Consider the following 24,345-nt stretch of genomic DNA (forward strand, 5'->3'; position numbering starts at 1 on the left):
GAACCCCGCGCCATGAACGCCACCGGACGGGACAAGGGCCCGGCGGCGGCCTGGCGGCGGGCCCGCGACCGGCACGGCTGGCTCGACCACCTGTCCCGCGCCGTGCTGCGCTACGACAAGGCCGACGGCGGCCGGTTGTCGGCGGCCCTGACCTACTACTCCTTCTTCGCCACCTTCGCCCTGGCCCTGCTGGCGTTCGGCATCCTCGGCCACGTCATGGACGACCCGACGGTCCTCGCCACGGTCCAGCACTACCTGAGCGAGAACTTCCCGCGCCTCGACGTCCAGGCGTTACGGGAGGCCGGGGGCACGGCCGGCGCGGTGGCCTTCGTCGCGCTGCCGATGACCGGGCTGTTCTGGATGGACACCCTGCGCTCGGCCACCCGGGCGATGTGGGGGCTGGAGGAGTATCCGGGGCGGTTCTTCCTGCGCCAGCTCATCGACCTGGGCGTGATGGCCGGGCTCGGGATGCTGCTCGCCCTGTCGCTGGCCGTCGCCTTCGCCGCCGAGCGGCTGCTGACCTGGCTGGCCGTGCTCACCGTGGGCGTCGAGGCCCTTCCGGCCCAGTGGGTGCTCACCGCGGCCGGGATCGTGCTCGGCCTGGGCGTGAACACGCTGCTGGCGATGGCGCTGCTGACCGCGCCGCCCCGGCTGCGGGTGCCGCTGCGCCGCGTGATCGGCCCGGCGCTGGTGATCACCGCCGGGCTGGAGATCCTCAAGACGATCGGCCAGGTCTACGTCAACCTCACCGCGGCCAATCCCGCCTACCGGGTGGTGGCGGGCGCGGCGGGCATGCTGCTGTTCCTGAAGGTGCTCAACCAGCTCATCCTGTTCGCCACCGCCCTGACGGCGACCGGCACGTCGGGCCACGTCAAGGATCTGGCCGTGCGGCGGGCCCGTTGACAGGGTAACCAACCAAGCGCATGCTCGTTTCGGCGAGGGGGCCGACCGGCTCTCCCCTGTCGAAGGGATCACCGATGCGACCAGCCTCACCGGCCTCCGACGACCTCACCCCCCGCGGCCGCAGCCGCCGTACCCTGCTCATTGCGGGCGGGATCCTGGTCACCGGCGCGGCGCTCGGCCAGGACCCGGCCTACGCCGAGGCCGACTACGACGTGGTGGTGGTCGGCTCCGGGGCCGCCGGGATGACCGCCGCCCTCACCGCCGCCAAGCGCGGCCTGAGCACCGTCGTGCTGGAGAAGGCGCCGACGTTCGGCGGGTCGGCGGCGCGGTCGGGGGCGGGCATCTGGATCCCGTGCAACGAGGTGATCCTGGCCGCCGGGGTGCCGGACACGCCCGCCAAGGCGGCGGCGTACCTGGCACGGGTGGTGGGCGACACCGTCCCGGCCGCGCGGCAGCAGGCGTTCCTGGACGCGGGACCGCAGATGATCTCGTTCGTGACGCGCAACAGCCCGCTGCGCTTCCGGTTCATGGAGGGGTACTCCGACTACTACCCGGAGTTCCCGGGCGGGATGCCGAACGGCCGGTCCATCGAGCCCGACCAGTTCGACGGCAACCTCCTCGGCCCGGAGCTGGCCCGGCTGAACCCGCCGTACATGGCGACCCCGGCGGGCATGGTCGTCTTCAGCGCCGACTACAAGTGGCTGACGCTCGCCCTGGTCAACCCGAAGGGCGCGGAGGTGTCGGCGGCGTGCCTGCTGCGGGGCACGCAGGCGGCGCTGCGCGGCGAGAAGCCGCTGACCATGGGACAGGCGCTGGCCGCCGGGCTGCGCGCCGGGCTGCTGGCCGCCGGGGTGCCGGTGTGGCTGAACACCCCGCTGCTCGGCCTGCACGTCGAGAGCGGCCGGGCGGCCGGCGTCGTCACCCCGGCCGGGGTGGTCAGGGCCAGGCGCGGGGTGATCGTCGCATCGGGCGGGTTCGAGCACAGCGCGGCGATGCGGGCCGAGTTCCAGCGCCAGCCCATCGGGACGAGCTGGACGGTCGGCGCCAAGGAGAACACCGGCGACGGCATCGAGGCCGGCGAGCAGGCCGGCGGCGCGCTGGACCTGATGGACGACGCCTGGTGGGGGCCGGTGATCCCGCTGCCCGGCGAGCCGTACTTCTGCCTGGCCGAGCGGACCCTGCCGGGCTGCGTGATCGTCAACGGCGCCGGCCGGCGCTTCGTCAACGAGGCCGCGCCCTACAGCGACGTCGTGCACGTCATGTACGACCGCAACACCCCGTCCGACCCGCACATCCCCGCCTGGCTGATCATCGACCAGCAGTACCGCAACAAGTACCTGTTCAAGGACATCGCGCCGCTGCTGCCCTTCCCCGACTCCTGGTACGACAGCGGCGCCGTGTTCAGGGCCCCGACGATCGAGCAGCTCGCCCGCAGGATCGGGGTGCCGGAGGCCGCCCTGCGCGCCACGGTCACCCGCTTCAACGGGTTCGCCCTGGCCGGGCGGGACGCCGACTTCCACCGCGGCGACAGCGCCTACGACCACTACTACGCCGACCCGTACGTCCGGCCGAACCCGTGCCTGGCGCCGCTCTGGCTGCCGCCGTTCTACGCCTTCAAGATCGTCCCTGGCGACCTGGGCACCAAGGGCGGCCTGCGCACCGACGCCCGCGCGCGCGTCCTGCGCGCCGACGGCTCGGTGATCCCCGGCCTGTACGCCGCCGGGAATGCCAGCGGCGCCGTCATGGGCCACAGCTACGCGGGCTCGGGCTCGACCATCGGACCGGCCATGACCTTCGGCTACGTGGCCGCGAACGACCTGGCCGGCGGCTGACCGTCAGTCGGCCGTGTAGCTGATCGACCGGACGTCGTAGCCCCTCGCCGCGGAGCCGCGGACGTGCATGAACATCGCGCCGCCCTCGTAGGACCAGGCGCACGCGTAGCCCTTCGGCTCCTTGGCGCAGCCCTGGAAGTGGTGGGTGACGCCGCGCGGGTCGTATGTGACCCGGAACAGCGTCCGCACCGCGCCCTCGGCGCCGACCTCCAGGGCGGCGTACCGGTCGCCGCGCCGCCAGGCGGCGAACAGGCGCCCGGCCGCGTCGGACGGCCGCACGACGTGCCGGGACAGGTAGACCTTGGTGACCTTGGAGCCGGTCACGGTCATCGCGATGCCGTTGAGGCCGCCGGGCACGCGCACGCTGGTGTGCACGTACCGGCACACGCCGCGCGAGCAGCCGTCGAACCGGTCGGGCGCGCGGTAGGCGTAGCCGAAGATCGTGCGCACCGCGGCGGGGGTGGCGACCCCGGCCGCGGCGGCGCGGTCGCCGGCCAGCCACGCGCGGAACAGCTTGCCCGCCACCTTGCCGGGCGCGGGCGCGGCGGCGAGCGCGGGAGCGGCCGGGAGGCCGAGCGTCAGCGTGGCGGTCGCCGCGAGGGCGGCGCCGCCGAGAAGCAGTCGTCTGGACACGCCCCCGACGTTAGGACCCATCCCTTGCGCAGGGATTGCTCCCGACTTGCAACCCTTACCCCCGCACACCGGCGGCGCAGCGGGCGGACGGCCGTCGCGCCGGCCGCGCACCGGGGCGGCTGCTCAGCGTGACGAGCTGTTCACGGATGACAAGCGGGGATCGTACAGTGTCAGGATGACGGTCGAGATCACGTGGTCGCGGCGGCGCGCGGCGACCGGCCGGGGCTCGCCGTCGCCCGCGCACATGACGTAGCCGTCATCCTCACGGACGAGAAGGACCACCCCCATGGCTCAGATCAGTCCCCCCAGCCCGCCCGAGGCCGGCAGCGGCCAGCCCAGCCTGAAGCGCGTGATGGGCCCCGGCCTGTTGCTGCTGTTCATCGTCGGCGACATCCTCGGCACCGGCATCTACGCCCTGACCGGCCAGGTCGCCGGCGAGGTGGGCGGCGCGGCCTGGCTGCCCTTCACGATCGCCTTCGTCGTCGCGCTGATCACCGCCTGCTCCTACCTGGAGCTGGTCACCAAGTATCCGGAGGCCGCGGGCGCCGCCCTCTACGTGCACAAGGCGTTCGGCAAGCACGCGCTGACGTTCCTGGTGTGCTTCGCGGTGATGTGCTCGGGCATCACGTCGGCGTCGGCGGCCTCGCGGGCCTTCGCCGCCAACCTCGCCACCGGGTTCGGCCTCGACGCGGGCAACGGCGTCATCCTGCTGATCGCCGTGGCGTTCATGCTGCTGATCCTGGCCGTCAACCTGCGCGGCGTCGGCGAGAGCGTCAAGCTCAACGTCGTGCTCACCGCGGTCGAGCTGTCGGGGCTGCTGATGGTCATCGTGCTCAGCGGGTACTTCATCTCCGGCGGCCACGCCGACTTCTCCCGCGTCGTCGCCTTCGAGACGCCCGCCGACAAGGGCGTGTTCCTGGCCGTCAGCGCCGCGACGTCGCTGGCCTTCTTCGCCATGGTCGGCTTCGAGGACTCCGTCAACATGGCCGAGGAGACCAAGAACCCGACTCGGATCTTCCCGCGCATGATGTTCGCGGGCATCGGCATCACCGGGGTGATCTACGTCCTCGTGTCGATCTGCGCGGTCGCCGTCGTCCCGGTCGGGCAGCTCGCCGCCAGCGAGACGCCGCTGGTCACGGTGGTCCAGACGGCGGCCCCGGGCGTGCCGATCGCCTCGCTGCTGCCGTTCATCTCGATGTTCGCCGTCGCGAACTCGGCGCTGATCAACATGCTGATGGCCAGCCGGCTGCTGTACGGCATGAGCAAGCAGGGCGTGCTGCCGCCGTTCCTGTCGGCGGTCCACGCCACCCGGCGCACGCCGCACGCGGCGATCCTGTTCACCACGGTGATCGCCGTCGGCCTCATCACGTTCGTCTCGCTGGTCCCCGACAGCCCGGTGGTGGCGCTGCTGGGCGGCACGACCTCGCTGCTGCTGCTGGCCGTCTTCGCGGCGGTCAACGTGGCGGTCCTCGTCCTGCGCCGGGACGTCACCGGCGCCGAGCACTTCAACGCGGGCCGCGTGCTGCCCGTCGTGGGCACGGTAACCTGCCTCTACCTGGTGCTGCCGTGGTCCTCCGGGCGTCCGGCGGGCCAGTACGAGATCGCCGGGATCCTGCTGGTGATCGGCGTGGTCCTCTGGGCGGCGTCCTGGTCGTCGGCCAGGCGCAGGGCGGCCCGGCGACCTTAAGCCCGGCGGAAGCGGACCGTAAGCATGCTCCGGCACGCTGGGAACCACACAGAGCGGAACCGGAAAGGACATCTCACATGCGCAAGGTCAAGCTGCAGCTCCAGATCACCACGGACGGCTTCGTGGGCAGACCCGGCGGCGAGATGGACTGGGTCACGTTCCCCTGGACCGACGACATCAACGCGCACGTCGCGGCGATCTGGGAGCCGGTCGACACGATCGTGCTGGGCCGCAAGCTGGCCGAGGGCTTCATCCCGGCCTGGGAGTCGCGGCCGGCGGGCGAGACCGAGGAGGGCATCGACAAGATGATCAACACTCCGAAGGTCGTCATCTCCCGCAGCCTCACCGAGTCGCCCTGGAAGAACGCCGTCGTGGCGGGCGGCGACCCGGCCGAGACCGTCGGCGAGCTGAAGGCGAAGCCCGGCGGCGACGTGATGGTGGCCGGCGGCGCCTCGATCGGCAGGCAGCTGATCTCGCGGGGGCTGATCGACGAGCTGCACCTGTTCGTCAACCCGGTCGCGATCGGGGCCGGGCTGCCGCTGTTCCCGGCGGGCGAGGGTTACCACCGGCTGCGCCTGGTCGGCGCGCGCGCGTTCGACTGCGGTGTGGTGGGCCTGCACTACGAGCCGGAACGGTCCTGAGCCGTCCGCCCTTCACCGTGGCGGGCCGTGAACCGCGGAAGGCGAAAGAGAGCACGTGCCCGGGAATGGCCTCCCGGGCACTTCGCTTTTTGGTCAGAACGTTCCTGACCAGGAGATAGTCCGTCCGTCAACGACGGCGAAAGCGAAGGCCCGGGAGAATGGCGGTCAGTCCACCTCGACGGCGGCCTGGGCGAACTGGGCGGAGTAGAGGCGGGCGTAGGCGCCGCCCGCCGCCAGGAGGGCCTCGTGGGTGCCCTGCTCGACGATTCGGCCCTCCTCCATGACCAGAATGAGGCTGGCGTCGCGGATCGTGGACAGGCGGTGGGCGATCACGAAGCTGGTCCGGCCCTCGCGCAGCGAGCTCATCGCCCGCTGGATGAGCACCTCGGTACGCGTGTCGACCGAGCTGGTGGCCTCGTCCAGGATGAGGATCGCCGGCTCGGACAGGAACGCGCGGGCGATCGTGATGAGCTGCTTCTCCCCCGCGCTGACCGTGGCGCCCTCCTCGTCGATCACCGTGTCGTAGCCGTCGGGCAGCGTGTGCGCGATGCGGTCGACGTGGGCGGCGCGGGCGGCGGCCTCGATGCGCTCGCGGCTGGCGCCCTCGGCCCCGTAGCCGATGTTCTCGGCGATCGTGCCGCCGAACAGCCAGGTGTCCTGGAGCACCATGCCGATGTCGGCGCGCAGCTCCTCCCTGGACATCTCGGCCGTGTCGACGCCGTCGAGGGTGATGCGGCCGCCGGTCACCTCGTAGAAACGCATGATGAGGTTGACCAGCGTCGTCTTGCCCGCTCCCGTGGGGCCGACGATGGCCACGGTCTGGCCGGGCTCCACGGTCAGCGAGAGGTTCTCGATCAGCGGCCGGTCGGGGGCGTAGCGGAAGGAGACGTTCTCGAACGCCACGCGCCCCCGCAGCTCGGCGGGACGGGCCGGCTCGGCCGGCTCGGCCGACTGCTCGGGCGCCTCCAGCAGCTCGAAGACCCGCTCGGCCGAGGCGACGCCCGACTGGACGAGGTTCGCCATGCCGGCCAGCTGGGTCAGCGGCTGGCTGAACTGCCGGGAGTACTGGATGAACGCCTGCACGTCGCCCAGCGAGATCGACCCCGACGCCACCTTGAACCCGCCGACGACGGCGACCAGCACGTAGTTGACGTTGCCGATGAACATCATCGCCGGCTGGATGACGCCGGAGATGAACTGGGCGCGGAAGCTGGAGGCGTACAGGGCCTGGTTGTGCTCCTCGAAGGTGGCGGCGGCCTCCTGCTGGCGGCCGAAGACCTTGACCAGGGTGTGGCCGCCGTACATCTCCTCGATGTGGCCGTTGAGCTTGCCGGTGGACGACCACTGCTTGACGAACTGCGGCTGCGACCGCTTGCCGACCACGGCGCTGACGTAGACCGAGACGGGCACCGTGACCAGGGCGATGAGCGCCAGGACCGGCGAGATCCAGAACATCACCACCAGCACGCCCACGACGGTCAGCACCGAGGAGATGAGCTGGCTCATGGTCTGCTGGAGGGTCTGGGCGATGTTGTCGGTGTCGTTGGTGGCGCGGCTGAGGATCTCGCCGCGCGGCTGACCGTCGAAGTAGCTGAGCGGCAGCCGCGCCAGCTTGGCCTCGATCCGCTCGCGCAGCCGGGACGCCGCCCGCTGGACGATGGTCGTCGTGAGCCGGAACTGCGCGATGCCGAGCAACGCCGCCACCACGTAGATCGCCAGCACCCAGCCCAGGACGTGGGCCAGGGCGGTGAAGTCGATGCCCTGCCCGGGCACGACGTTCATCGAGGCGACCATGTCGGCGAAGTTGGCCTCGCCCTTGGCCCGCAGGCCCGCCACGGCCTGCTCCTTGGTGAGCCCGGGGGTCAGCCGGGCGCCGATGATGCCGGAGAAGATCAGGTCGGTGGCATGGCCGAGGATCTTGGGCCCGGTGACGGTGAGCGCGACGCTGGCCGTGCCGAGCGCCAGCACGACGCCGAGCATCGCGCGTTCGGGCCGCAGCAGGCGCAGGATCCTGCGCAGCGTGCCGCCGAAGTCGAGCGCCTTCTCGGCCGGCCCGGCCATCATCCTGCCCGGCCCGAAGGCGGGCTGCGGGCGGCGCGCGGGTGCCTGGGCGGTCATGCCGCGGCCTCCTGTTCGGTGAGCTGGGACAGCACGATCTCGCGGTAGGTCGGGCAGGTCTCCATGAGCTCGGCGTGGTCGCCGCTGCCCACCACCCGTCCCTCGTCGAGCACGAGGATGAGGTCGGCGTCGCGGATCGTGTTCACCCGCTGGGCGACGATGACGATCGTGGCGTCGGCGATCTCCTCGGCCAGGGCGGCCCGCAGGCGGGCGTCGGTGGCGTAGTCGAGGGCGGAGAAGGAGTCGTCGAACAGGTAGATCTCGGGCCGGTGCACGAGGGTCCTGGCGATGGCCAGGCGCTGGCGCTGGCCGCCGGAGACGTTCGTGCCTCCCTGGGAGATCGGCTCGTCCAGGCCGCCGGGCATCGCCTCGACGAACTCGCGGGCCTGGGCGATCTCCAGGGCCCGCCACAGCTCCTCGTCGGTGGCGCCGGGCCGGCCGTAGCGCAGGTTGGAGGCCACGGTGCCGGAGAACAGGTAGGGCGACTGCGGGACCAGGCCGACCGCGCGGGACAGCGCCGCCGGGTCGAGGTCGCGGACGTTGACGCCGTCCACCAGCACGTCGCCGGCGGTCGCGTCGAACAGCCGCGGGACGAGGTTGAGCAGCGTGGTCTTGCCGCTGCCGGTGCTGCCGATGATCGCGGTGGTCCGGCCCGGCCGCGCGGCGAAGCTCACCCCGCACAACACCGGGTCCGCCGCGCCCGGGTAGCGGAAGTCGACCGACCGCAGCTCCAGCTCGCCGCGGTGGCCGTCGGGGATGACGGGGTTCGCGGGCGGGTCGACGGTCGAATCGGTGCCGAGCACGTCCTCGATGCGCTCGGCGCAGACCTCGGCGCGCGGGATCATCATGAACATGAACATGGCCATCATCACCGACATCAGGATCTGCATCAGGTAGGAGATGACCGCGGTCAGCGCGCCGACCTGCATGGCGCCGTCGGCGATGCGGTGGCCGCCGAACCAGATGACGGCGACGCTGGAGACGTTCACGACCAGCATGACCGAGGGGAACATCAGCGCCATCAGCCGGCCGACCCGCAGCGAGACGTCGGTGAGCCGGTCGTTGGCCACGCCGAAGCGTTCGCGCTCGTGCCGGTCGCGGACGAACGCCCGGATGACCCGGATGCCGGTGATCTGCTCGCGCAGCACCTGGTTGATCCGGTCGATGCGCTCCTGCATGGTGCGGAACAGCGGCCGCATCCGCCAGACGACCAGGCCGACGATGACGATCATCACCGGCAGCACGACGAGCAGCAGCGACGACAGCGCGGTGTCCTGGCGCAGCGCCAGCACGATGCCGCCGACGCACATGATCGGCGCGGCCACCATCATCGTGAACGTCATCAGCACGAGCAGCTGCACCTGCTGCACGTCGTTGGTGGTCCGGGTGATCAGCGACGGCGCCCCGAACCTGTTCACCTCCTGCGCCGAGAAGCCCTGCACGCGGTGGAAGATCGCGGCGCGCAGGTCGCGGCCGAGGGCCATCGACGTCCTGGCGCCGTAGTAGACGGCGACGATCGAGCAGACGATCTGGACGAACGTCACGCCGAGCATCACCAGCCCGACGCGCATGATGTAACCGGTGTCGCCGGTGATGACGCCGTGGTCGATGATGTCGGCGTTGAGTGTCGGGAGATAGAGCGTGGCCAGTGTCTGCACGAACTGGAAGAGGACCACGAGGGTGATCTCCTTCCCGTACGGCCTGAGCTGGACCCGCAGCAGGCGGAGCAGCATCAACGGACGCTTTCTGTGATGGGGGCGCGGTAGGAGGGCAGCAGCAGTCCGTCGAGCAGCACGGAGACGAGCTCGTCGTCGTCCATGTCGCCGAAGTCGTCGGACAGGCCGAAACCGCGGTGGACGCTCACCGAGACGAGCATGAGCAGCAGTTGCGCGGTGGCCATGGGCGAGCGGCGCAGGTGGTCGCGGTCGGGCTCGACGAGGGCGGCGAGCGCGGCGGTGATGCGGGCGCGGCTGTCCATCATGTGCTCGCGGAACTCGGCGTCCTCGGCCATGTGTTCGCGGGGCACGGCGATGAGGTTGACGTTGGCCTTCATGCCGGCCCGCAGCAGCGACGCCGCCTCACGCAGCCGGGCGCGCAGCCCGCCGGCGACGCCGATGGCGGCGAGCGCCTCCTCGGCCGGACGGGGGTCGAACGCGCTCATCAGGGCCGCGCGCAGCAGCGTGGCCTTGTCGGGGAAGACGCCGAAGATCGTGCCCTCGGCCACGCCCGCGGCCTCGGCGATCTGGCGGGTGCTGACGGCGGTGCCGTGCGCGCGCAGCAGGGGGACGGTGGCCTCGATGAGGGCGGCACGGCGGTCTTCGGGCGCCATCGCGGGCACCCGTCGCCTCTTGGTCATGCGGACGAGCGTAATGAGTGAGTACTCGCTCGTTCAAATCATTATTTGCCGGACATGTGGATCGGCAGGTCAGCCCGTCTTGTCGTCGGCCAGGTTCTTGAGCCAGACGCCGGCGCCGCGCATGAGCACGTCGAGCTCGCGGCGGAGTTCGGCGTTCTCGCGGCGCAGCCAGAGCAGCTCGTCCCGCTCCGCCAGGGAGAGCACGCCGGCCTCCGGCTGGACCAGCGGCGGGGTGTGGCGGCCCTCGGGGGCCGGGTCCTGCGTGCGGAAGGCGTCCTCCCAGGGGCCGAGGACGTCGGCGGCGGCCGGAGCGGGCCCGGCCACCGGGGCCGGGGCGGGGGTCGCGGCGACGACGGGGGCCGGCGCGGCGGCGGCCCTGGTCTTCGGCAGCGTGAGGGTGACCAGCGCGGCGACGACCGCGACGCCGCAGCCGATCAGCAGGGCGGTGCGGAAGCCGGCCTCCGAGGGCAGCGTGTGGCCGCCGACCGTCACGGTGAGCTGGGCCAGGACGACGCCGATCACGGCGGCGCAGACCGAGGTGCCGATGGAGCGCATCAGGGTGTTGAAGCTGTTGGCGGAGGCGGTCTCGCTCCTCGGCACCGCGCCCATGATGAGGGCGGGCATCGCGCCGTACGCCAGGCCGACCCCGGCGCTGCCGACGCAACCGGCGATCATCAGGCCCCAGCTCCAGCCCATGAGGCCGAGAGCGGTGCCGTAGCCGGCCGCGATGACCAGCGCGCCGACGAACAGGCTGGTCCTGGGCCCGCGGGCGGCCGACAGCCGGGCGCCGAGCGAGGAGACCGCCATCATCATCAGCCCGGACGGCGCCATCCAGAGCCCGGCGGCCAGCATCGACTGGCCCAGGCCGTAGCCGAGCGCGGCGGGCAGCTGCAGGATCTGCATGAGGACCAGCGACTGGGCGTACATGGCGAAGCCGACGAGGACCGAGGCCACGTTCGTGAGCAGCACCTGCGGGCGGGCGGTGGTGCGCAGGTCCACGAGGGGGTCGCGGACGCGCAGCTCCCACAGCCCCCACAGCAGGGCGAGCGCCACCGCGCCGCCGAGCAGCCCGAGGGTGGCGCCGCTCGACCAGCCCCAGTCGCCGCCCTTCGACACGCCGAGCAGCAGGCAGACCAGCGCCGCGCCCAGGCCGAACGCGCCGACCAGGTCGAGCCGGCCCCGGACGGCGGCGGCGGGCGTGGCCGGGACCAGCAGCCAGATCAGCACCGCGACCAGCACGCTGAGCGCGGCCGAGCCCCAGAACAGCACCCGCCAGTCGGCGTACTCGGCGACCGCGGCCGAGATCGGCAGCCCGAGCGCGCCGCCGATGCCCATGGACGAGCTCATCAGCGCGATGGCCGGGCCGACCCGCTGGGGCGGCAGCAGGTCGCGCAGCGCGCTGACGCCGAGCGGGATCATGCCGACGCCGAGCCCCTGGAGGCCGCGTCCGGCGATCATGGGGATCAGGGAGCCGGACAGCGCGCACACCACCGATCCGGCGATGAGCGGCACCGAGCAGACGAGCATCATGGTGCGCTTGCCGTACAGGTCGCCGAGCTTGCCGATCACGGGGGTGGCGACGGCGCCGACCAGCAGCGTCACGGTGATCACCCATGACGCGTCGGCGGCACTGGCGTGCAGCAGCCGCGGCAGCCGGCCGATGAGCGGCACCACCAGCGTCTGCATGAGCGAGCCGACGATGCCGGCGACCGCGAGCACGCTGACGATCCCGCCGCCGGAGCGCGGGCTGGGCGCGGAATGCACCATTAATCCCCCTATTGTCCGAATGCACCCTACACAGGATGTGCCCCCTGCACAACCTGTGCACCCTGCACATCGGCCACCGCGGCGAAGGCGCGCCGTCGCACCGGAAGGTCAGCCGCGGTCGCGGGCGCCGCCGTCGAGGACCTGGTCGATGTGGGCGGCGAGCTCGACGTCGCGCTCGGTGACCCCGCCGGCCTCGTGCGTCGAGAGCCGGAAGCGGATGCCCTCCCCCGTGCGCTCGATCTCGGCCTGGCGTCCCAGCGTGGCGCCCTCGTTGTGCACCGCCTCGCTCAGCCAGCCGTAGCTGTCCGGCGTGATCGGCACGTCCTTGACCAGGGCGTCGCCGTCCCGCCGCCAGCCCTCCAGCGCCGCCAGGGCGGTGTCGATGTCCTCGTCGGTCAGGTGCTCGGCCATGTTGCCCCCCAAGTTCGTCGGCTTCCCGAGGCTCGGCTACCACCGATGGGCCTCTTCACACCCGGCATTTCTCTCTATAGCGTGTAGTACTACGACTCGTAGAGGAGGCTGTCGCATGCGGGTGCTGGTGGCGGGGGCGGGGATCAGCGGGCTGGCGGTCGCGCGCGGCCTGGTCGCGGACGGCCACGAGGTCGTCGTGCTGGAGGAGGCGGACGGGCTGCGCCTCGGCGGCGGCGCGATCACGCTGTGGTGCAACGGGACGGCGATCCTCGGCGACCTCGGCGTGGACCTGGCCGCGACGGGCCAGCGGCTGTCCACGTTATCCCTGCGCACGGCCCGGGGCCGCCGGATCATGGAGGTGGACCTGGAGTCCCTGACGGCCCGCTTCGGCTCGGCCCCCAGGGTGGTCCCGCGCGGCTCGCTGATCAGGCTGCTGGCCGCCGGCCTCCCGGCGGGCGCCGTACGGTTCGGCGCGGGCGTACGGGACGTGCGGGCCGGCCGCGACGGCGTGCGCGTGCGCACCGCGGCGGGCACGGAGCACGAGGCGGACCTCCTGGTCGGCGCCGACGGCGTGCGCTCGCGGGTACGCGCGCACGTGCTGGGCGACGCCCCCGCGACCCCGACGGGCGCGGCGATCTGGCAGGGCCTGACCCCCGCCCCCTTCGACCCCGGCCCGACCACGACGCTGATGATCGGGCGGCAGGGCGACTTCGGCTTCATGGGCGCGGGCGACGGGCTCATGCAGTGGTTCTTCGAGCAGTCCTGGTCGCCGGGCGACCCGTCGGCGGACAAGCCGGTGGCGATGTTGCGCCGCCGGTTCGCCGGCTGGGGCGCGCCGGTCGCGCGGGTGCTGGACTCGCTGGCCGACGGCGACGTCGAGCTGTTCCCGCACGCCCGGCACCGGGTCCCGCGTCGCTGGGGCGCGGGCCGGTGCGTGCTGCTCGGCGACGCGGCGCACGCGATGCCGCCGGTCGGCGCGCACGGGACGAACCAGGCACTTGAGGACGTGGCCGCGCTGACCGCCTGCCTGCGGGCCGCGCCGGACCCGGCGGCGGTCGTGGACGCGTACTCGGCGCGGCGCAGGCGGCGGGCGGCCCGCGCCTCGGCGGTCGCCGCGAACCTGCTCGCGGTGTCGGGCCCGCGGACGCTCATGCAGAGCGAGCCCCTGATGCGGCTGATGGCCGCCGTCCCGCCGGGCCTGGCGGCGCCGGGTTTCGGGCGTCTGCTGCGCGCGCTCAGCGACCGGATCTGACACTCGGAGCGCACGTCTGCGCCGTTTCTGACATAGGGGTTGACGCCGCCGGGACGCCCGGCCACCGCCGCCGAGCCCCTGACAGGCCGGTAATCACAAGATCGTTTATATAAATGCTTGAATTACAGCATTTGCGACCTGACTTACCACCTATTTCGGGCAAGTCATTTCTGTCAGGACGTACAAACTGTTTGCCGAAACCCGGTGAAATGTGATCAGTTTACGGACGTGAGAGATTTTCTCATTGTCGGGGGCGGCGTCGCGGGCGCCTGTGCGGGGTTCTTCCTCGCCAGGTCAGGCACCGTGACCCTGCTCGAAGCCGAGCAGGTCACCGGCCACCACTCGACCGGACGGTCGGCGGCGCTCTTCTCCGAGTACTTCGGCAACCGGGCCGTCCGGGCTCTCACCGCGGCGAGCAGGAACTTCCTCGCCGCGCCCCCGCCGGGTTTCGCCGACGTCCCGCTGCTGAGCCCGCGCGGCGTGCTCGCGCTGTGCCCGCACGGCGGCGAGCAGCTGTTCGACGAGATGCTGGCCGAAGGACGGCAGGCCCCGGCGCCGGCCGTGGAGATCGACCCCGCCGAGGCCCCGGCGCACTGCCCGGTCCTGCGTCCGGGCCGGTTCAGCAGGGCGATGCTCAAGCCCGGCGCGATGGACATCGACGTCGACGCCCTCCACCAGGGCTTCCTGCGCGGCATCAGGGCCCGCGGCGGCCAGGTGCTCACCTCCGCCCGGGTCCGGGCGCTGTCGCGCGCGGGCGGCGTCTGGCGGGCGGTCACCGACGCGGGCGAGCACGCCGCGCCGATCCTGGTCAACGCGGCCGGGGCGTGGGCCGACGAGGTCGCCGGGCTGGCCGGGGTGCGGCCGGTGGGCCTGCGCCCGCTGCGCAGGACCGCGTTCCTGGTCGACCTGCCCGAGGGGACGGACGCGCGGTCCTGGCCGATGGTCACCGACGTGGCCGACACGTTCTACTTCAAGCCCGAGTCCGGGCGGCTGCTGGTCTCCCCCGCCGACGCCACGCCCGTCCCGCCCTGCGACGCCCGTCCGGACGACCTGGACGTCGCGGTGGGCGTGCGGCGCGTGCAGGAGGCCACGACGCTGGAGATCCGCAGCGTCCGGCACGCCTGGGCGGGGCTGCGCAGCGAGGTGGCCGACGGGACGCCGGTGATCGGGCCGGACCCCGGCGCGCCGGGGTTCGTCTGGCTGGCCGCCCTGGGCGGCTACGGGGTCCAGACCTCGCCCGAGGCGGGCCGGATCGCCGCCGCCGCGGCGACGGACGGGGCCGCCGAACCGGCGTACGCGCCGGGCCGGCTCCGGAACGACTTGGAACGCCTATGAGGAAGGCGACGGGGGCGTGTGGGGCAAGGGGGCCGGTCGCCGTTCGTACATTCCTGACAGAGAGGTGGAGATGACCGGCAACACCCGCGGCTTCACCGGCCGGGCGGTCGACTTCGGCCCGTTCCGTCCCGTCCCGGCGTTGATCGAGGAGCAGACCGACCGGTGCCCCGAGCGGCCGGCGGTCACCTTCGACGGCAGGACCCTCACCTACAGGCAACTGGACGACCTGGTCAACGGCCTGGCGGCGACGCTGGCCGGGCACGGCGTGGGCAAGGGCGACGTGGTCGCGGCCCTGCTGGTCAACTCGCTGGAACTGCCGGTCGCGTACCTGGCGCTGATGAAGCTGGGCGCGGCGTTCGTGCCGCTCGACCCGTCCTGGCCGGTCGAGCGCGTGCGCGACACGCTGGACGTGCTGCCGGACGGGCCGATCCTGTGCGCGGGCGGCGAGCCGCTGCCGCCGGGCGCGGCCGATCGGGCGGTGATCGTCAGGATCGACACGATCGTCCCGACCTGCGAACGTCCGGCGGTCGAGCTGGGCCCGGACGACCTGGCGTACGGCTACTTCACCTCCGGCACCACCGGCACCCCCAAGTGCGCGATGAACCGGCACGGCGGCCTGGCCAACCGGCTGCGCTTCATGACCCGCTACTTCGCCGCGACCGGCGACGACGTCGTGCTGCAGAACAGCAGGCACACCTCCGACTCCGCGCTGTGGCAGCTGTTCTGGCCGCTGACCACCGGCGGGCGCACGGTGCTGCCCGTGCAGGGCGACTTCCTCAACCTCCGGCACACCATCGACCTGATCGCCCGGTACGGCATCACCACCGCCGACTTCGTCTCCAGCGTCTTCAACGCCCTGGTCGCCATCGTGGACGGCGACGCCGCCGCCCTGCGCGCGCTGTCGTCCCTGCGCCGGCTCGTCGTCGGCAGCGAGGCGGTCAGCCCGCGCGCGGTGCACCGCCTGATGGCCCTGCTGCCCGGCCTCGACCTGACCAACGGCTACGGCCCGACCGAGGCGTCGATCGGGATGGTCTTCCACCGGGTGTCGGCGGCCGACGGCGACGCGGTCCCGCTGGGCCGCCCGATCGACAACTGCTACGCGGTCGTGGTGGACGACGACCTGCGCCCGGTCCCGCCCGGCACGACCGGCGAGATCGCGATCGGCGGCGTCTGCCTGGGCGCGGGCTACCTGGGCGACCCGGCCGCGACGGCCAGGGCGTTCGTCGGCAACCCGTTCCCGGCCGAGATCCCCGGCGAGCGCCTCTACCTCACGGGCGACCTCGGCCACCTGGACGACGACGGCCGCCTGTTCTTCGCCGGCCGCAAGGACTTCCAGGTCAAGATCCACGGCGTGCGCATCGAGCTGGGCGAGATCGCCGCGGCGGCCCAGCGCTGCCCCGGCGTGCTGCAGGCCGAGGTCCTGGTGGCCGAGCAGGCGGGCGTCAAGGCGCTGGCGCTGTTCGCCTCCGGCAGGGGCGTGACCGAGGCCGCGCTGGCCGCCGAGCTGCGCCGCACGCTGCCGCGGACCAGCGTCCCCCGCTACTTCTTCCCGCTGGCCGAGATGCCGCTGCACGACAACGGCAAGGTGGACCGCGGCCGCCTCCAGGAGATCCTCGACGGCCGGCTGGCCGAGGACACCGCGCTGCTGGCCGAGAGCGCGCCGACCGCGTGCCTGGACGACCAGGTGCTGCGGGCGATGCGCTCGGCGCTGGGCTGGCCGGGCCTGACCGCCGAGACGCACTTCGCCGAGTCGGGCGGCGACTCCATCCAGGCCCTGTCGGTGGTCCACATGATCACCGCCGAGACCGGCGTGCGCGTGGACGTCAAGGACCTGTACGACCACCCGACGGCCGGCGCGCTGGCCCGGCTGATCGAGCGGCGGCGGCACGACCACGAGGCCATCGAGGAGGAGTCGGTGCTGATGGCGCGCGACTCCGTGGTGCCCGACGGGGAGCCCATCCGGCGGGCGTCCAGGCCGGAGCGGCTGCGTACGGTGCTGGTCACCGGGGGCACCGGGTTCGTCGGCAGCCGCCTGGTGCACGAGCTGCTGAGCCGCGGCGGGCTGCGGGTGTGCTGCCTGGCGCGGGCGGCCGACGACGAGGCGGCCACGGCCCGGGTCGTGGCGGCGCTCGCCGAACGGGGGTTGTGGGAGCCGCGCTTCGCCGACCGGCTGGAGGGCTACGCGGGCGACCTGTCCTTACCCGGCCTCGGACTGGACGGCTCCACCTGGGAGCATCTGGCCCGAGCCTGCGACCTGGTGCTGCACAACGGCGCGATGGTGAACTTCCTGTTCGACTACCGCGCCCACCGTCAGGCCAACGTGCGCGGCACGATCGAGCTGGTGCGGCTGGCGATGGCCCACCACCCGGTGCCGTTGCACTACGTCTCGACGCTGGGCGCGCTGCAGACGGAGGCGCTCCACAGGGGCGAGCGCGTCCCGGAGGACTGCGACCCGGCGCTGGCCAGGGCGCCGGGCGGCGGGTACAGCCGGTCGAAGTGGATCGCCGAGCGCTACCTGGCCGAGGCCCGGCGCCGGGGCGCGCTGGTGACCGTGCTGCGGCTGGGCGAGATCATGCCGAGCGCCGACAACGGCTACCCGAACCCGGTCGCCTTCACCCACCTGCTGCTGTCGGCGTTCGTGCGGCTCGGCGTGCGTCCGGACGTCGCCACGCGCACCGACTACACCCCGGTCGACTACGTCGCCGCGCGGGTCGGGGCGGCCGTGGCCGATCCCGAGGTCTGGGGCCGTACGCTGCACGTCTTCCGCGCCGAGAGCGTCCGCATCGACGACGTGCCGGCCCGGGCGGGCGTGCCGGTCACGCCGATCCCGTGCGGCGACTTCGCGCGGCTCGTCCGCGAGACCGGCCGGGCGAGCGGGGACCGCGAGCTGATCACGCTCGCCTCGCTGCTGCCCGCCGCGGCGGACGAGGAGGAGCTGCGCCGGGCGTTCGGCGGGCTGCTCACCGACAATCCCGCGCTGTTCCGCAAGGACGAGTGCCACAGGCTCGAACAGCGATGGCGGCTCGGCGAGGGCACCCTCGACGGCCCGATCGCCGCCTACCACGCCCGCCTGGCGGGCACGGCCGGGCAGCGGGTGCCCACCGGTTGATCAGGAAAGGTCAGGAATGCGCTACCGCAAGATGGGAAACCTCGGCTGGGAGGTCAGCGAGGTCGGCTACGGCATGTGGGGCATCGGCGGCGGCCCCGGCGGCTTCACCGGCTGGGACTACGACGTCGCACCCCAATGCCTCGACGAGGCCGTCGAACTGGGCTGCACCTTCTTCGACACCGCCTGGGTCTACGGCCGCGGCGTCAGCGAGCAGCTGCTCGGCGCGCTGCTGCGCCGCCACTCCGGCCACCGGCTGTACGTGGCCACGAAGATCCCGCCGAAGAACCGCGAATGGCCGCCGAAACCGGACGACACCCTCGACGACGCCTACCCCGCCGAGCACATCCGCGAGTACACCCACCGCAGCCTGGACAACCTGGGCGTCTCGCGCATCGACCTCATGCAGTTCCACACCTGGGAGGACCGCTGGGCCCGGGACGAGCGGTGGCAGGAGGCGATCAGGGACCTCAAGAGCGAGGGCCTGATCGACGCGGTCGGCATCAGCGTCAACCGGTGGGAGCCGGCCAACTGCTTCGCCGCGCTCGACACCGGCCTGATCGACGTCATCCAGGTGATCTACAACATCTTCGACCAGGCGCCCGAGGACGAGCTGTTCGACCGGGCGCTGCGCGAGGGCGTGGGCATCATCGCCCGGGTGCCGTTCGACGAGGGCACGCTCACGGGCACGCTGACCGCGGACAGCACGTGGCCGCCGGAGGACTGGCGCAGCACGTACTTCGGGCCGGAGAACCTGGGGCCGAGCGTCGAGCGGGCCGAACGGCTCAAGGCGGCGCTCCCGGAGGGGCTCTCGCTGCCGGAGGTCGCGCTGCGGTTCGTGCTGCACCACCCGGCGGTCAGCACGGTGATCCCGGGGATGCGCAGGCCGGCGCACGTGCGGGCCAACCTCGGCGTCTCCGACGGGCGGCCGCTCGACCCGGACCTGCTGAGCGAGCTGCGGCGGCACCGCTGGGACCGGGTGCCGGCGTGGTGGTCGGGGTGAGCGGGCCGCTGGTCGCCATGTGGGCGCACTCGCGCTCGGCCTCGACGGCGTTCCTGCGCATGATGATCGAGCGGGGCGACGTGGCCGTCCTGCACGAGCCGTTCCTGGCGCTGACCGAGGAGGGCTCGCTGACGCTGCCCTCGCCGGACGGCGGCCAGGTGACGGCCCGCTCGGAGAAGGAGCTGCTGGTGCGGCTGGCCGAGCTGGCGCGGGCGCGGCCGGTGTTCGTCAAGGAGGTGCTCGACTACGAGTACCCGCACCTGTTCAAGCATCCGGAGGACCTGGCGGGGATCGTCCACACGTTCATCGTGCGCGACCCGCGGCCGACCATCGCCTCGCACTACGCGATCAAACCGGCGGTGACCTGCGACGAGATCGGCTACGAGCGGCTGTTCCTGCTGCACGAGCTGGTCCGGGAGGCCACCGGCCGGCGGCCGCTGGTGATCCGCACCGAACGGCTGATCCGCGAGCCGGCGGCGGTCGTCGAGGAGTTCTGCGCCTACACCGGCCTGCCCTTCCTGCCCGGCTCGCTCACCTGGGCCGCCGGCGACCGCCCGGAGTGGGGACGGACCCGCCGCTGGCACCTGGACGCGAGCGGCAGCGCCGGGTTCGAGGACCGCGGCAACGTCTACGCCGCGACCGTGGACAACCATCCGGGCCTGCGGGCCTTCTACGACCACCACCTCCCCTTCTACCAGCGCCTCGTCCAGGACGAATAGGGAGTATCCATGTCAGAGTCACCGGGCCGGCTGTTCGCGCGGGCCTACGCCGAGGACCCCGGCCACGCGGAAGTGACCTTCGACTACACCATCACCGAGGCGCACGAGCCGACCAAGGACCGGCCCCGCCTGACCGTGCGCAACCTGCTCAAGGTCGTCCCCGTCGAGGGCGACCGGGCCCGGTTCTGGACGGAGTCGCCGCCCGGCGAGGAGGAGCGGCGCTCGGTGCGCGACGCGGACGTGCGCCGCGAGGCGGCCTTCAGGTTCGGCATGTCGGAGGCCAAGGTGCATCCGATCCGGGCCTGGGTGCAGATCCCCGACGGCCTGGCCGCCGACCCGGACGCCCTGGCCACCTTCCTCGACTACCGCCTGCTGGTCCGGCTGGCCACGGCCGAGAACCTGGCCCTGACCACCGCCCTGCTCGGCCATCCGGAGATCGCCCGCCTGCCGTACGACGACTACGTCCACGGCGTGTTGTCGGCCTGCGACGAGGTCGAGCAGTCGGGCGCGACCCCGCACGCGATGATCGTCAACCCGCGCGACTACTACCACCGGCTGATCGGCCGGGGCGGGCTGCTGGCCGAGCTGGCCGAGGGCAACGGCATGAAGGTCAGCCGCAACCGGTGGGTCGCGCCCGGGGACGCCCTGGTCGGCGACATCTCCGTGGCGGCCAGGCTGCTGGACGCCCGCCGCTCGGTGATCCGGGTGGCCGAGCCGCCGCCCGGCACGTTCGCCCGGCCGGGCGTGGCCGTCTGCGCGGAGGTGTACGAGGGCGTCGCGGTGCATCTGCCGGGGTTGTTCTACCTGGTCACCCCTGCCGGGGAAAACACCGTATTTCCCACTTCATAGCAATCGAGTAGAACGAGAACGACGAAAGGCGGTGACCGTGTCGGACACGAGCCAGGAATACCGGCGCAATGGTTGGTGGCGCGACGAGACCTTCCTCGACGACTTACGCCGCAACATCGGTGCGTCCCCCGACAAGGCGGCACTGATCAGCCGGCGCGTCGCCGACGGTGTCACCGACGTCGTCACGTACGCCGAGCTGGGCGCGATGACCGACCGCATCGCGCACGGCCTGGTCCGGCTGGGCGTGCGGCCGGGCGACTTCGTCGCCATCCAGCTGCCCAACCGCAGGGAGACGCTGCCCCTCGCGCTGGCGTGCATGAAGGTCGGCGCGCGCATCGCCCCGCAGATGCCCATCTACCGGCACCGCGAGCTGGACTTCATGATCCGGCTGACCGAGGCGAAGCTGTTCGTCACCACGAGCCGGATCGGCCACCTGGACACGGCGGAGACGGGGATGACCCTGGCCCAGGAGATCCCGAGCCTGGAGCACGTGATCGTCGTCGGCGGCGACGGCCCGCCCGGCTCGCTCGACTTCGACGAGCTGCTGCTCAACCCGGAACCGGGCGACCCGGCCGACATCGAGGGCCGTGAGCTGGGCCCCGACGACCCGTTCCTCATCCTGTTCACCTCGGGCACCACCGGCGAGCCCAAGGGCGCCCTGCACAGCCAGAACACCCTGTACGCCGACATCAAGGGCTATGGAGAGGCGTTCGGGCTGGACCAGAGCCTGGTCATCATGACCGCCCAGACGTCGATGCACTACGTCGGGCTGGTGATGGCGTACCTGACGGCGCTGACGCTGGGCGGCACCGCGGTCACGGCCGACGCCTGGGATCCCGGCGTCTATCTCGACCTGATGGCCGACCACGACGTCACCATGTACTACGGCTCGCCGCCGTTCGCCCGGGAGATCAGCGAGGAGCAGGCGGCCCGGCCGCGCGAGCTGCCCAGCCTGAGCGTCTTCGTCTCCGGCTCGGCCCCCGTCCCGCCGCACCTGGTGGAACGGGTCACCGAGACGCTGGGCGTGCGCGTGTACGCGCTGTGGGGCATGACCGAGAACGGCGGCGTCACCATGACCAGGCCGCAGGACCCGCCCGAGCGGGCCGGCGAGAGCGACGGCACGGTCATCTCCGGCATGGAGGTGCGCATCGTCGACGAGGAGAACAAGCCGGTCGAGAAGGGCGAGATCGGCGCGCTCCAGGTACGCGGCGCGGCCCAGTGCCTCGGCTACTACCTGCGCGACGAGATCTACGCCAAGTCGATCACCCCGGACGGCTGGTTCGACACCGGCGACCTGGCCCGCGACGACGGCTACGGCGGCGTGCGCATCTCCGGCAGGACCAAGGACGTCATCATCGCCAACATGTGCCTCAAGCTGCCGGTCAGCGACATCGAGGCGCTGCTCGGCCGGCATCCGGCGATCCGCGACATCGCCCTCATCGGCATCCCGGACCCGGCGCTGGTCGAGCAGGTGTGCGCCGTCGTCACGCCGTCGGGCGAGCCGCCCACGCTGGAGGAGCTGCGCGCCTACCTCAAGGAGGCCGGCGTGAACGACTGGTTCTGGCCCGAACGGCTGGAGATCGTCGAGGAGATGCCGCGGACCGTCACCGGCAAGATCCGCAAGGTCGAGCTGCGGGAGCGGTTCGGCGCGGCGTCGGACTGAGGTGGCCGGTTCACGGGCGCTCCCGCTCGCCGTCCTGTGCGGGAGCGCCTTCCTCGGCGCGATCGACGTGCAGCTCGCGAACATCGCCTTCCCCGACATCCTGCGCAGCTTCCCCGGCAGCAGCCTGCCGGAGCTGTCGTGGGTGTTCAACGGCTACGCGATCGTGTTCACCGCCGCGTTGCTGCCGGCGGGCGGCCTGGCCGACCGGTTCGGCGCCCGGCGGGTGTTCCTGACCGGCCTCGCGGTGTTCGTGGTCGGCGCCGCCCTGTGCGCGGTCGCGCCGTCGGCCGGCGCGCTGATCGCCGCCCGGGTCGTGCAGGGCGTGGGCGGCGGGGTGATCACGCCGCTGACGCTCGCGCTGATCCTGCCGTACTACCCGCCGGAACGCCGGGGCACGGCGATCGGGCTGTGGAGCGCGGCGCAGTCGGTGGCGACGGCGTCGGGGCCGTCGCTGGGCGGCATGCTGGTCGGCGTCTGGGACTGGCGGACGGTGTTCTTCCTGCACCTGCCGGTCGGCGCGGCCGTGCTGGCGGGCGCCTGGCGGATCGTGCCCAGGGGGACGGGCGAGGCGGCCACGTCCAGGCTGCCGGACATCGCCGGGCTGCTGCTGCTGGTGGGGGCCATCGGGCTGCCCTCGCTGGCGATCGTGCAGAGCGACGCGTGGGGGCCGGGGAGCCCCGGCACGATCGCGGCGCTGGTCGCGGGCGTCGTCGTGGCCGTGCTGTTCGTCCGGCGGGCGCGCACGCATCCCGCGCCGATCGTGGACCTGGGCGCGCTGCGGGCGCGCGGCACGCAACGGGCCAACCTCGCGATGTTCCTGGTCGGGCTGGTGATGTTCGCGCTGCCGCTGGCCAACATCCTGTTCCTGACCGGGATCTGGGGGTACTCCGTGGCCGCCGCGGGGCTCGCCGTCACGCCGGGCGCGCTCGCCCAGGTGCTGACCGCGCCGCTGGCCGGGCGGCTGGCCGCCAGGACCGGCCACCGCCTGCTCGCCCTGTGCGGGGTGGCGCTGCTGGCCCTGTCCACGGCGTACCTGGCGTTCGCGGCGGGGGGCGAGCCGGCGTACCTGGCGGTGGTGCTGCCCGCGGTGGTGCTGTCGGGGGTCGCGGTGGCCGTGCTGATCACGTCGCTGAGCGGCGCGGCGGTGGCCGAGATCCCGCCCGCGCGGCTGGCCACCGGCACCGCCCTGTCGGTGACCTCGCGGGCCGTCGGGGCCGTCATCGGCGTCTCGGCGCTGGTGCTGGTGCTGTCGGGCGACCGGCTCGGGGCGGTCGGGGCCTACCACGGGGTGTGGCTGACGATGCTGGGGCTGTGCGCGCTGATCGCCGTCGCCGCCGCCGGCCTGCGCGCCCCGCGGGCCGAGCCCGCCGCGCAACGCGCCTGACCGGCGTACGCCTTCACGGGACGGGCCTGCCGGGTCAGCCGGGGGCGTAGGCCAGGACGTGGTCGTGCAGCAGGCGTCCGGCCTGCGGGTCGTCCCGCTCGAACGCCTCCACCAGGGGCTCGTGGTCGGCCGCGTTCTCGTGCGGCCGCATCCTGAACAGCCGGATCGACACGTGCGTCCACACCTCGACGCCGAGCGACTCCCACACCGACACCAGCAGCGCGTTCCCGGAGGCCGCGACGATCTCCCGGTGGAAGGCGACGCCGTGGCGCACCTGGTCATCGAGGGAGCCGGCGGCCGCGGCGGCGTGCAGGCGGGCCACGTGGACGCGCAGCGCCGCCGCCGGCGGCCGGCCGAGACGGGTGGCGGTCTCCTCCAGGCCGGCCCGCACCTGGTAGACCTCGCGCAGATCGTCGAGGGTGAAGCCGCGCACCCGGGCGCCGCGGTTGGGGGCCGACTCGACCAGCCGCAGCGCCTCCAGCTCGCGCAGCGCCTCGCGGACGGGGGCCTGGCTGACCTGGAGCTCGGCGGCCAGGCGGCGCTCGACGATGCGCTCGCCGGGCTCCCAGCGGCCGCTGATCAGGCCGTCGAGCAGCACTTTCCTGATCTCCTCGCGCAACGGCGGCCGCACCACGGGCTCCACAGATAATCCTTTCATCGGATGATCGATCATATGGTGTTTAATG

Annotated in this window: 19 protein-coding genes; 12 read left to right on the forward strand and 7 right to left on the reverse strand. The window is 72.7% G+C overall.

The annotated features are described in order from the left end of the window. Nucleotides 1–12 precede the first annotated feature (12 nt). Nucleotides 13–903, forward strand: coding sequence for a YihY/virulence factor BrkB family protein (locus tag AB0J71_RS02295; protein ID WP_364390878.1), 891 nt, complete (start codon nucleotides 13–15; stop codon nucleotides 901–903). Nucleotides 904–977: 74 nt separating this feature from the next. Beyond that, a complete protein-coding gene (gene kstD, locus AB0J71_RS02300; RefSeq protein WP_364412131.1) occupies nucleotides 978–2,735 on the forward strand; it encodes a 3-oxosteroid 1-dehydrogenase in 1,758 nt (585 codons plus the stop codon). Nucleotides 2,736–2,738: 3 nt separating this feature from the next. On the opposite strand, the gene AB0J71_RS02305 is transcribed toward kstD, so the two are convergent. Continuing rightward, the gene (locus tag AB0J71_RS02305; RefSeq protein WP_352323759.1) at nucleotides 2,739–3,368 is read right to left on the reverse strand and encodes a hypothetical protein; all 630 of its coding nucleotides are present in this window, start codon (nucleotides 3,366–3,368) and stop codon (nucleotides 2,739–2,741) included. 286 nt (nucleotides 3,369–3,654) lie between these two features. Here AB0J71_RS02305 and AB0J71_RS02310 point away from each other — a divergent pair, with 286 nt between their 5' ends. Further along, complete coding sequence (locus AB0J71_RS02310; RefSeq protein ID WP_352323758.1) at nucleotides 3,655–5,055, forward strand: APC family permease; 1,401 nt, start codon at nucleotides 3,655–3,657, stop codon at nucleotides 5,053–5,055. A 77-nt stretch (nucleotides 5,056–5,132) separates the two neighbouring features. After that, the gene (locus AB0J71_RS02315) at nucleotides 5,133–5,696 is read left to right on the forward strand and encodes a dihydrofolate reductase family protein (protein ID WP_364412134.1); all 564 of its coding nucleotides are present in this window, start codon (nucleotides 5,133–5,135) and stop codon (nucleotides 5,694–5,696) included. A gap of 165 nt (nucleotides 5,697–5,861) precedes the next feature. Here the strand turns inward: AB0J71_RS02315 and AB0J71_RS02320 are convergent, their stop codons facing one another. The 5 genes from AB0J71_RS02320 to AB0J71_RS02340 form a co-directional block, all read right to left on the reverse strand. Next, nucleotides 5,862–7,814 carry an ABC transporter ATP-binding protein gene (locus AB0J71_RS02320; RefSeq protein WP_364412136.1) on the reverse strand — a complete coding sequence of 651 codons (1,953 nt, stop codon included), beginning with the start codon at nucleotides 7,812–7,814 and terminating at the stop codon, nucleotides 5,862–5,864. Then, nucleotides 7,811–9,547 (reverse strand): ABC transporter ATP-binding protein, encoded by a 1,737-nt coding sequence (locus AB0J71_RS02325; RefSeq protein ID WP_352323755.1) that lies wholly within the window; start codon nucleotides 9,545–9,547, stop codon nucleotides 7,811–7,813. Before AB0J71_RS02325 ends, AB0J71_RS02320 begins: the two co-directional genes overlap by 4 nt. Further along, a complete protein-coding gene (locus AB0J71_RS02330) occupies nucleotides 9,547–10,170 on the reverse strand; it encodes a helix-turn-helix domain-containing protein (RefSeq protein WP_352323754.1) in 624 nt (207 codons plus the stop codon). The genes AB0J71_RS02325 and AB0J71_RS02330 overlap by 1 nt, the downstream gene beginning before the upstream one ends. Before the next feature lie 69 nt (nucleotides 10,171–10,239). Continuing rightward, the gene (locus AB0J71_RS02335) at nucleotides 10,240–11,937 is read right to left on the reverse strand and encodes an MFS transporter (protein ID WP_364412139.1); all 1,698 of its coding nucleotides are present in this window, start codon (nucleotides 11,935–11,937) and stop codon (nucleotides 10,240–10,242) included. Nucleotides 11,938–12,045: 108 nt separating this feature from the next. After that, nucleotides 12,046–12,348, reverse strand: a complete 303-nt coding sequence (locus tag AB0J71_RS02340) for a 4a-hydroxytetrahydrobiopterin dehydratase (RefSeq protein ID WP_364412142.1) — start codon at nucleotides 12,346–12,348, stop codon at nucleotides 12,046–12,048. A gap of 115 nt (nucleotides 12,349–12,463) precedes the next feature. Between AB0J71_RS02340 and AB0J71_RS02345 the strand changes: the two genes are divergently transcribed. The 8 genes from AB0J71_RS02345 to AB0J71_RS02380 all read left to right on the forward strand — a co-directional run bounded on the left by AB0J71_RS02345 (nucleotide 12,464) and on the right by AB0J71_RS02380 (nucleotide 23,659). After that, the gene (locus AB0J71_RS02345; RefSeq protein WP_352323750.1) at nucleotides 12,464–13,600 is read left to right on the forward strand and encodes an NAD(P)/FAD-dependent oxidoreductase; all 1,137 of its coding nucleotides are present in this window, start codon (nucleotides 12,464–12,466) and stop codon (nucleotides 13,598–13,600) included. A 228-nt stretch (nucleotides 13,601–13,828) separates the two neighbouring features. After that, nucleotides 13,829–14,935, forward strand: a complete 1,107-nt coding sequence (locus AB0J71_RS02350; protein ID WP_364412145.1) for an FAD-binding oxidoreductase — start codon at nucleotides 13,829–13,831, stop codon at nucleotides 14,933–14,935. A gap of 70 nt (nucleotides 14,936–15,005) precedes the next feature. Then, complete coding sequence (locus AB0J71_RS02355) at nucleotides 15,006–18,044, forward strand: amino acid adenylation domain-containing protein (RefSeq protein ID WP_352323748.1); 3,039 nt, start codon at nucleotides 15,006–15,008, stop codon at nucleotides 18,042–18,044. A gap of 16 nt (nucleotides 18,045–18,060) precedes the next feature. Then, a complete protein-coding gene (locus AB0J71_RS02360; protein ID WP_352323747.1) occupies nucleotides 18,061–19,044 on the forward strand; it encodes an aldo/keto reductase in 984 nt (327 codons plus the stop codon). Continuing rightward, entirely contained in the window at nucleotides 19,029–19,763 is a 735-nt protein-coding gene (locus tag AB0J71_RS02365) for a sulfotransferase family protein (protein ID WP_364412148.1), read from the forward strand. The genes AB0J71_RS02360 and AB0J71_RS02365 overlap by 16 nt, the downstream gene beginning before the upstream one ends. Nucleotides 19,764–19,772: 9 nt before the next feature. After that, on the forward strand, nucleotides 19,773–20,612 hold the full coding sequence (locus AB0J71_RS02370) for a family 3 encapsulin nanocompartment shell protein (protein ID WP_352323745.1): 840 nt from the start codon (nucleotides 19,773–19,775) through the stop codon (nucleotides 20,610–20,612). A gap of 37 nt (nucleotides 20,613–20,649) precedes the next feature. Beyond that, on the forward strand, nucleotides 20,650–22,275 hold the full coding sequence (locus AB0J71_RS02375; protein WP_364412151.1) for an AMP-binding protein: 1,626 nt from the start codon (nucleotides 20,650–20,652) through the stop codon (nucleotides 22,273–22,275). 1 nt (nucleotide 22,276) lies between these two features. After that, a complete protein-coding gene (locus tag AB0J71_RS02380) occupies nucleotides 22,277–23,659 on the forward strand; it encodes a DHA2 family efflux MFS transporter permease subunit (RefSeq protein ID WP_352323742.1) in 1,383 nt (460 codons plus the stop codon). Nucleotides 23,660–23,693: 34 nt separating this feature from the next. On the opposite strand, the gene AB0J71_RS02385 is transcribed toward AB0J71_RS02380, so the two are convergent. Further along, on the reverse strand, nucleotides 23,694–24,302 hold the full coding sequence (locus AB0J71_RS02385; RefSeq protein ID WP_352323740.1) for a GntR family transcriptional regulator: 609 nt from the start codon (nucleotides 24,300–24,302) through the stop codon (nucleotides 23,694–23,696). Nucleotides 24,303–24,345 lie beyond the last annotated feature (43 nt).

Origin of the sequence: Nonomuraea sp. NPDC049637 (assembly GCF_040675235.1) — a bacterium.
Taxonomy (GTDB): Bacteria; Actinomycetota; Actinomycetes; order Streptosporangiales; family Streptosporangiaceae; genus Nonomuraea.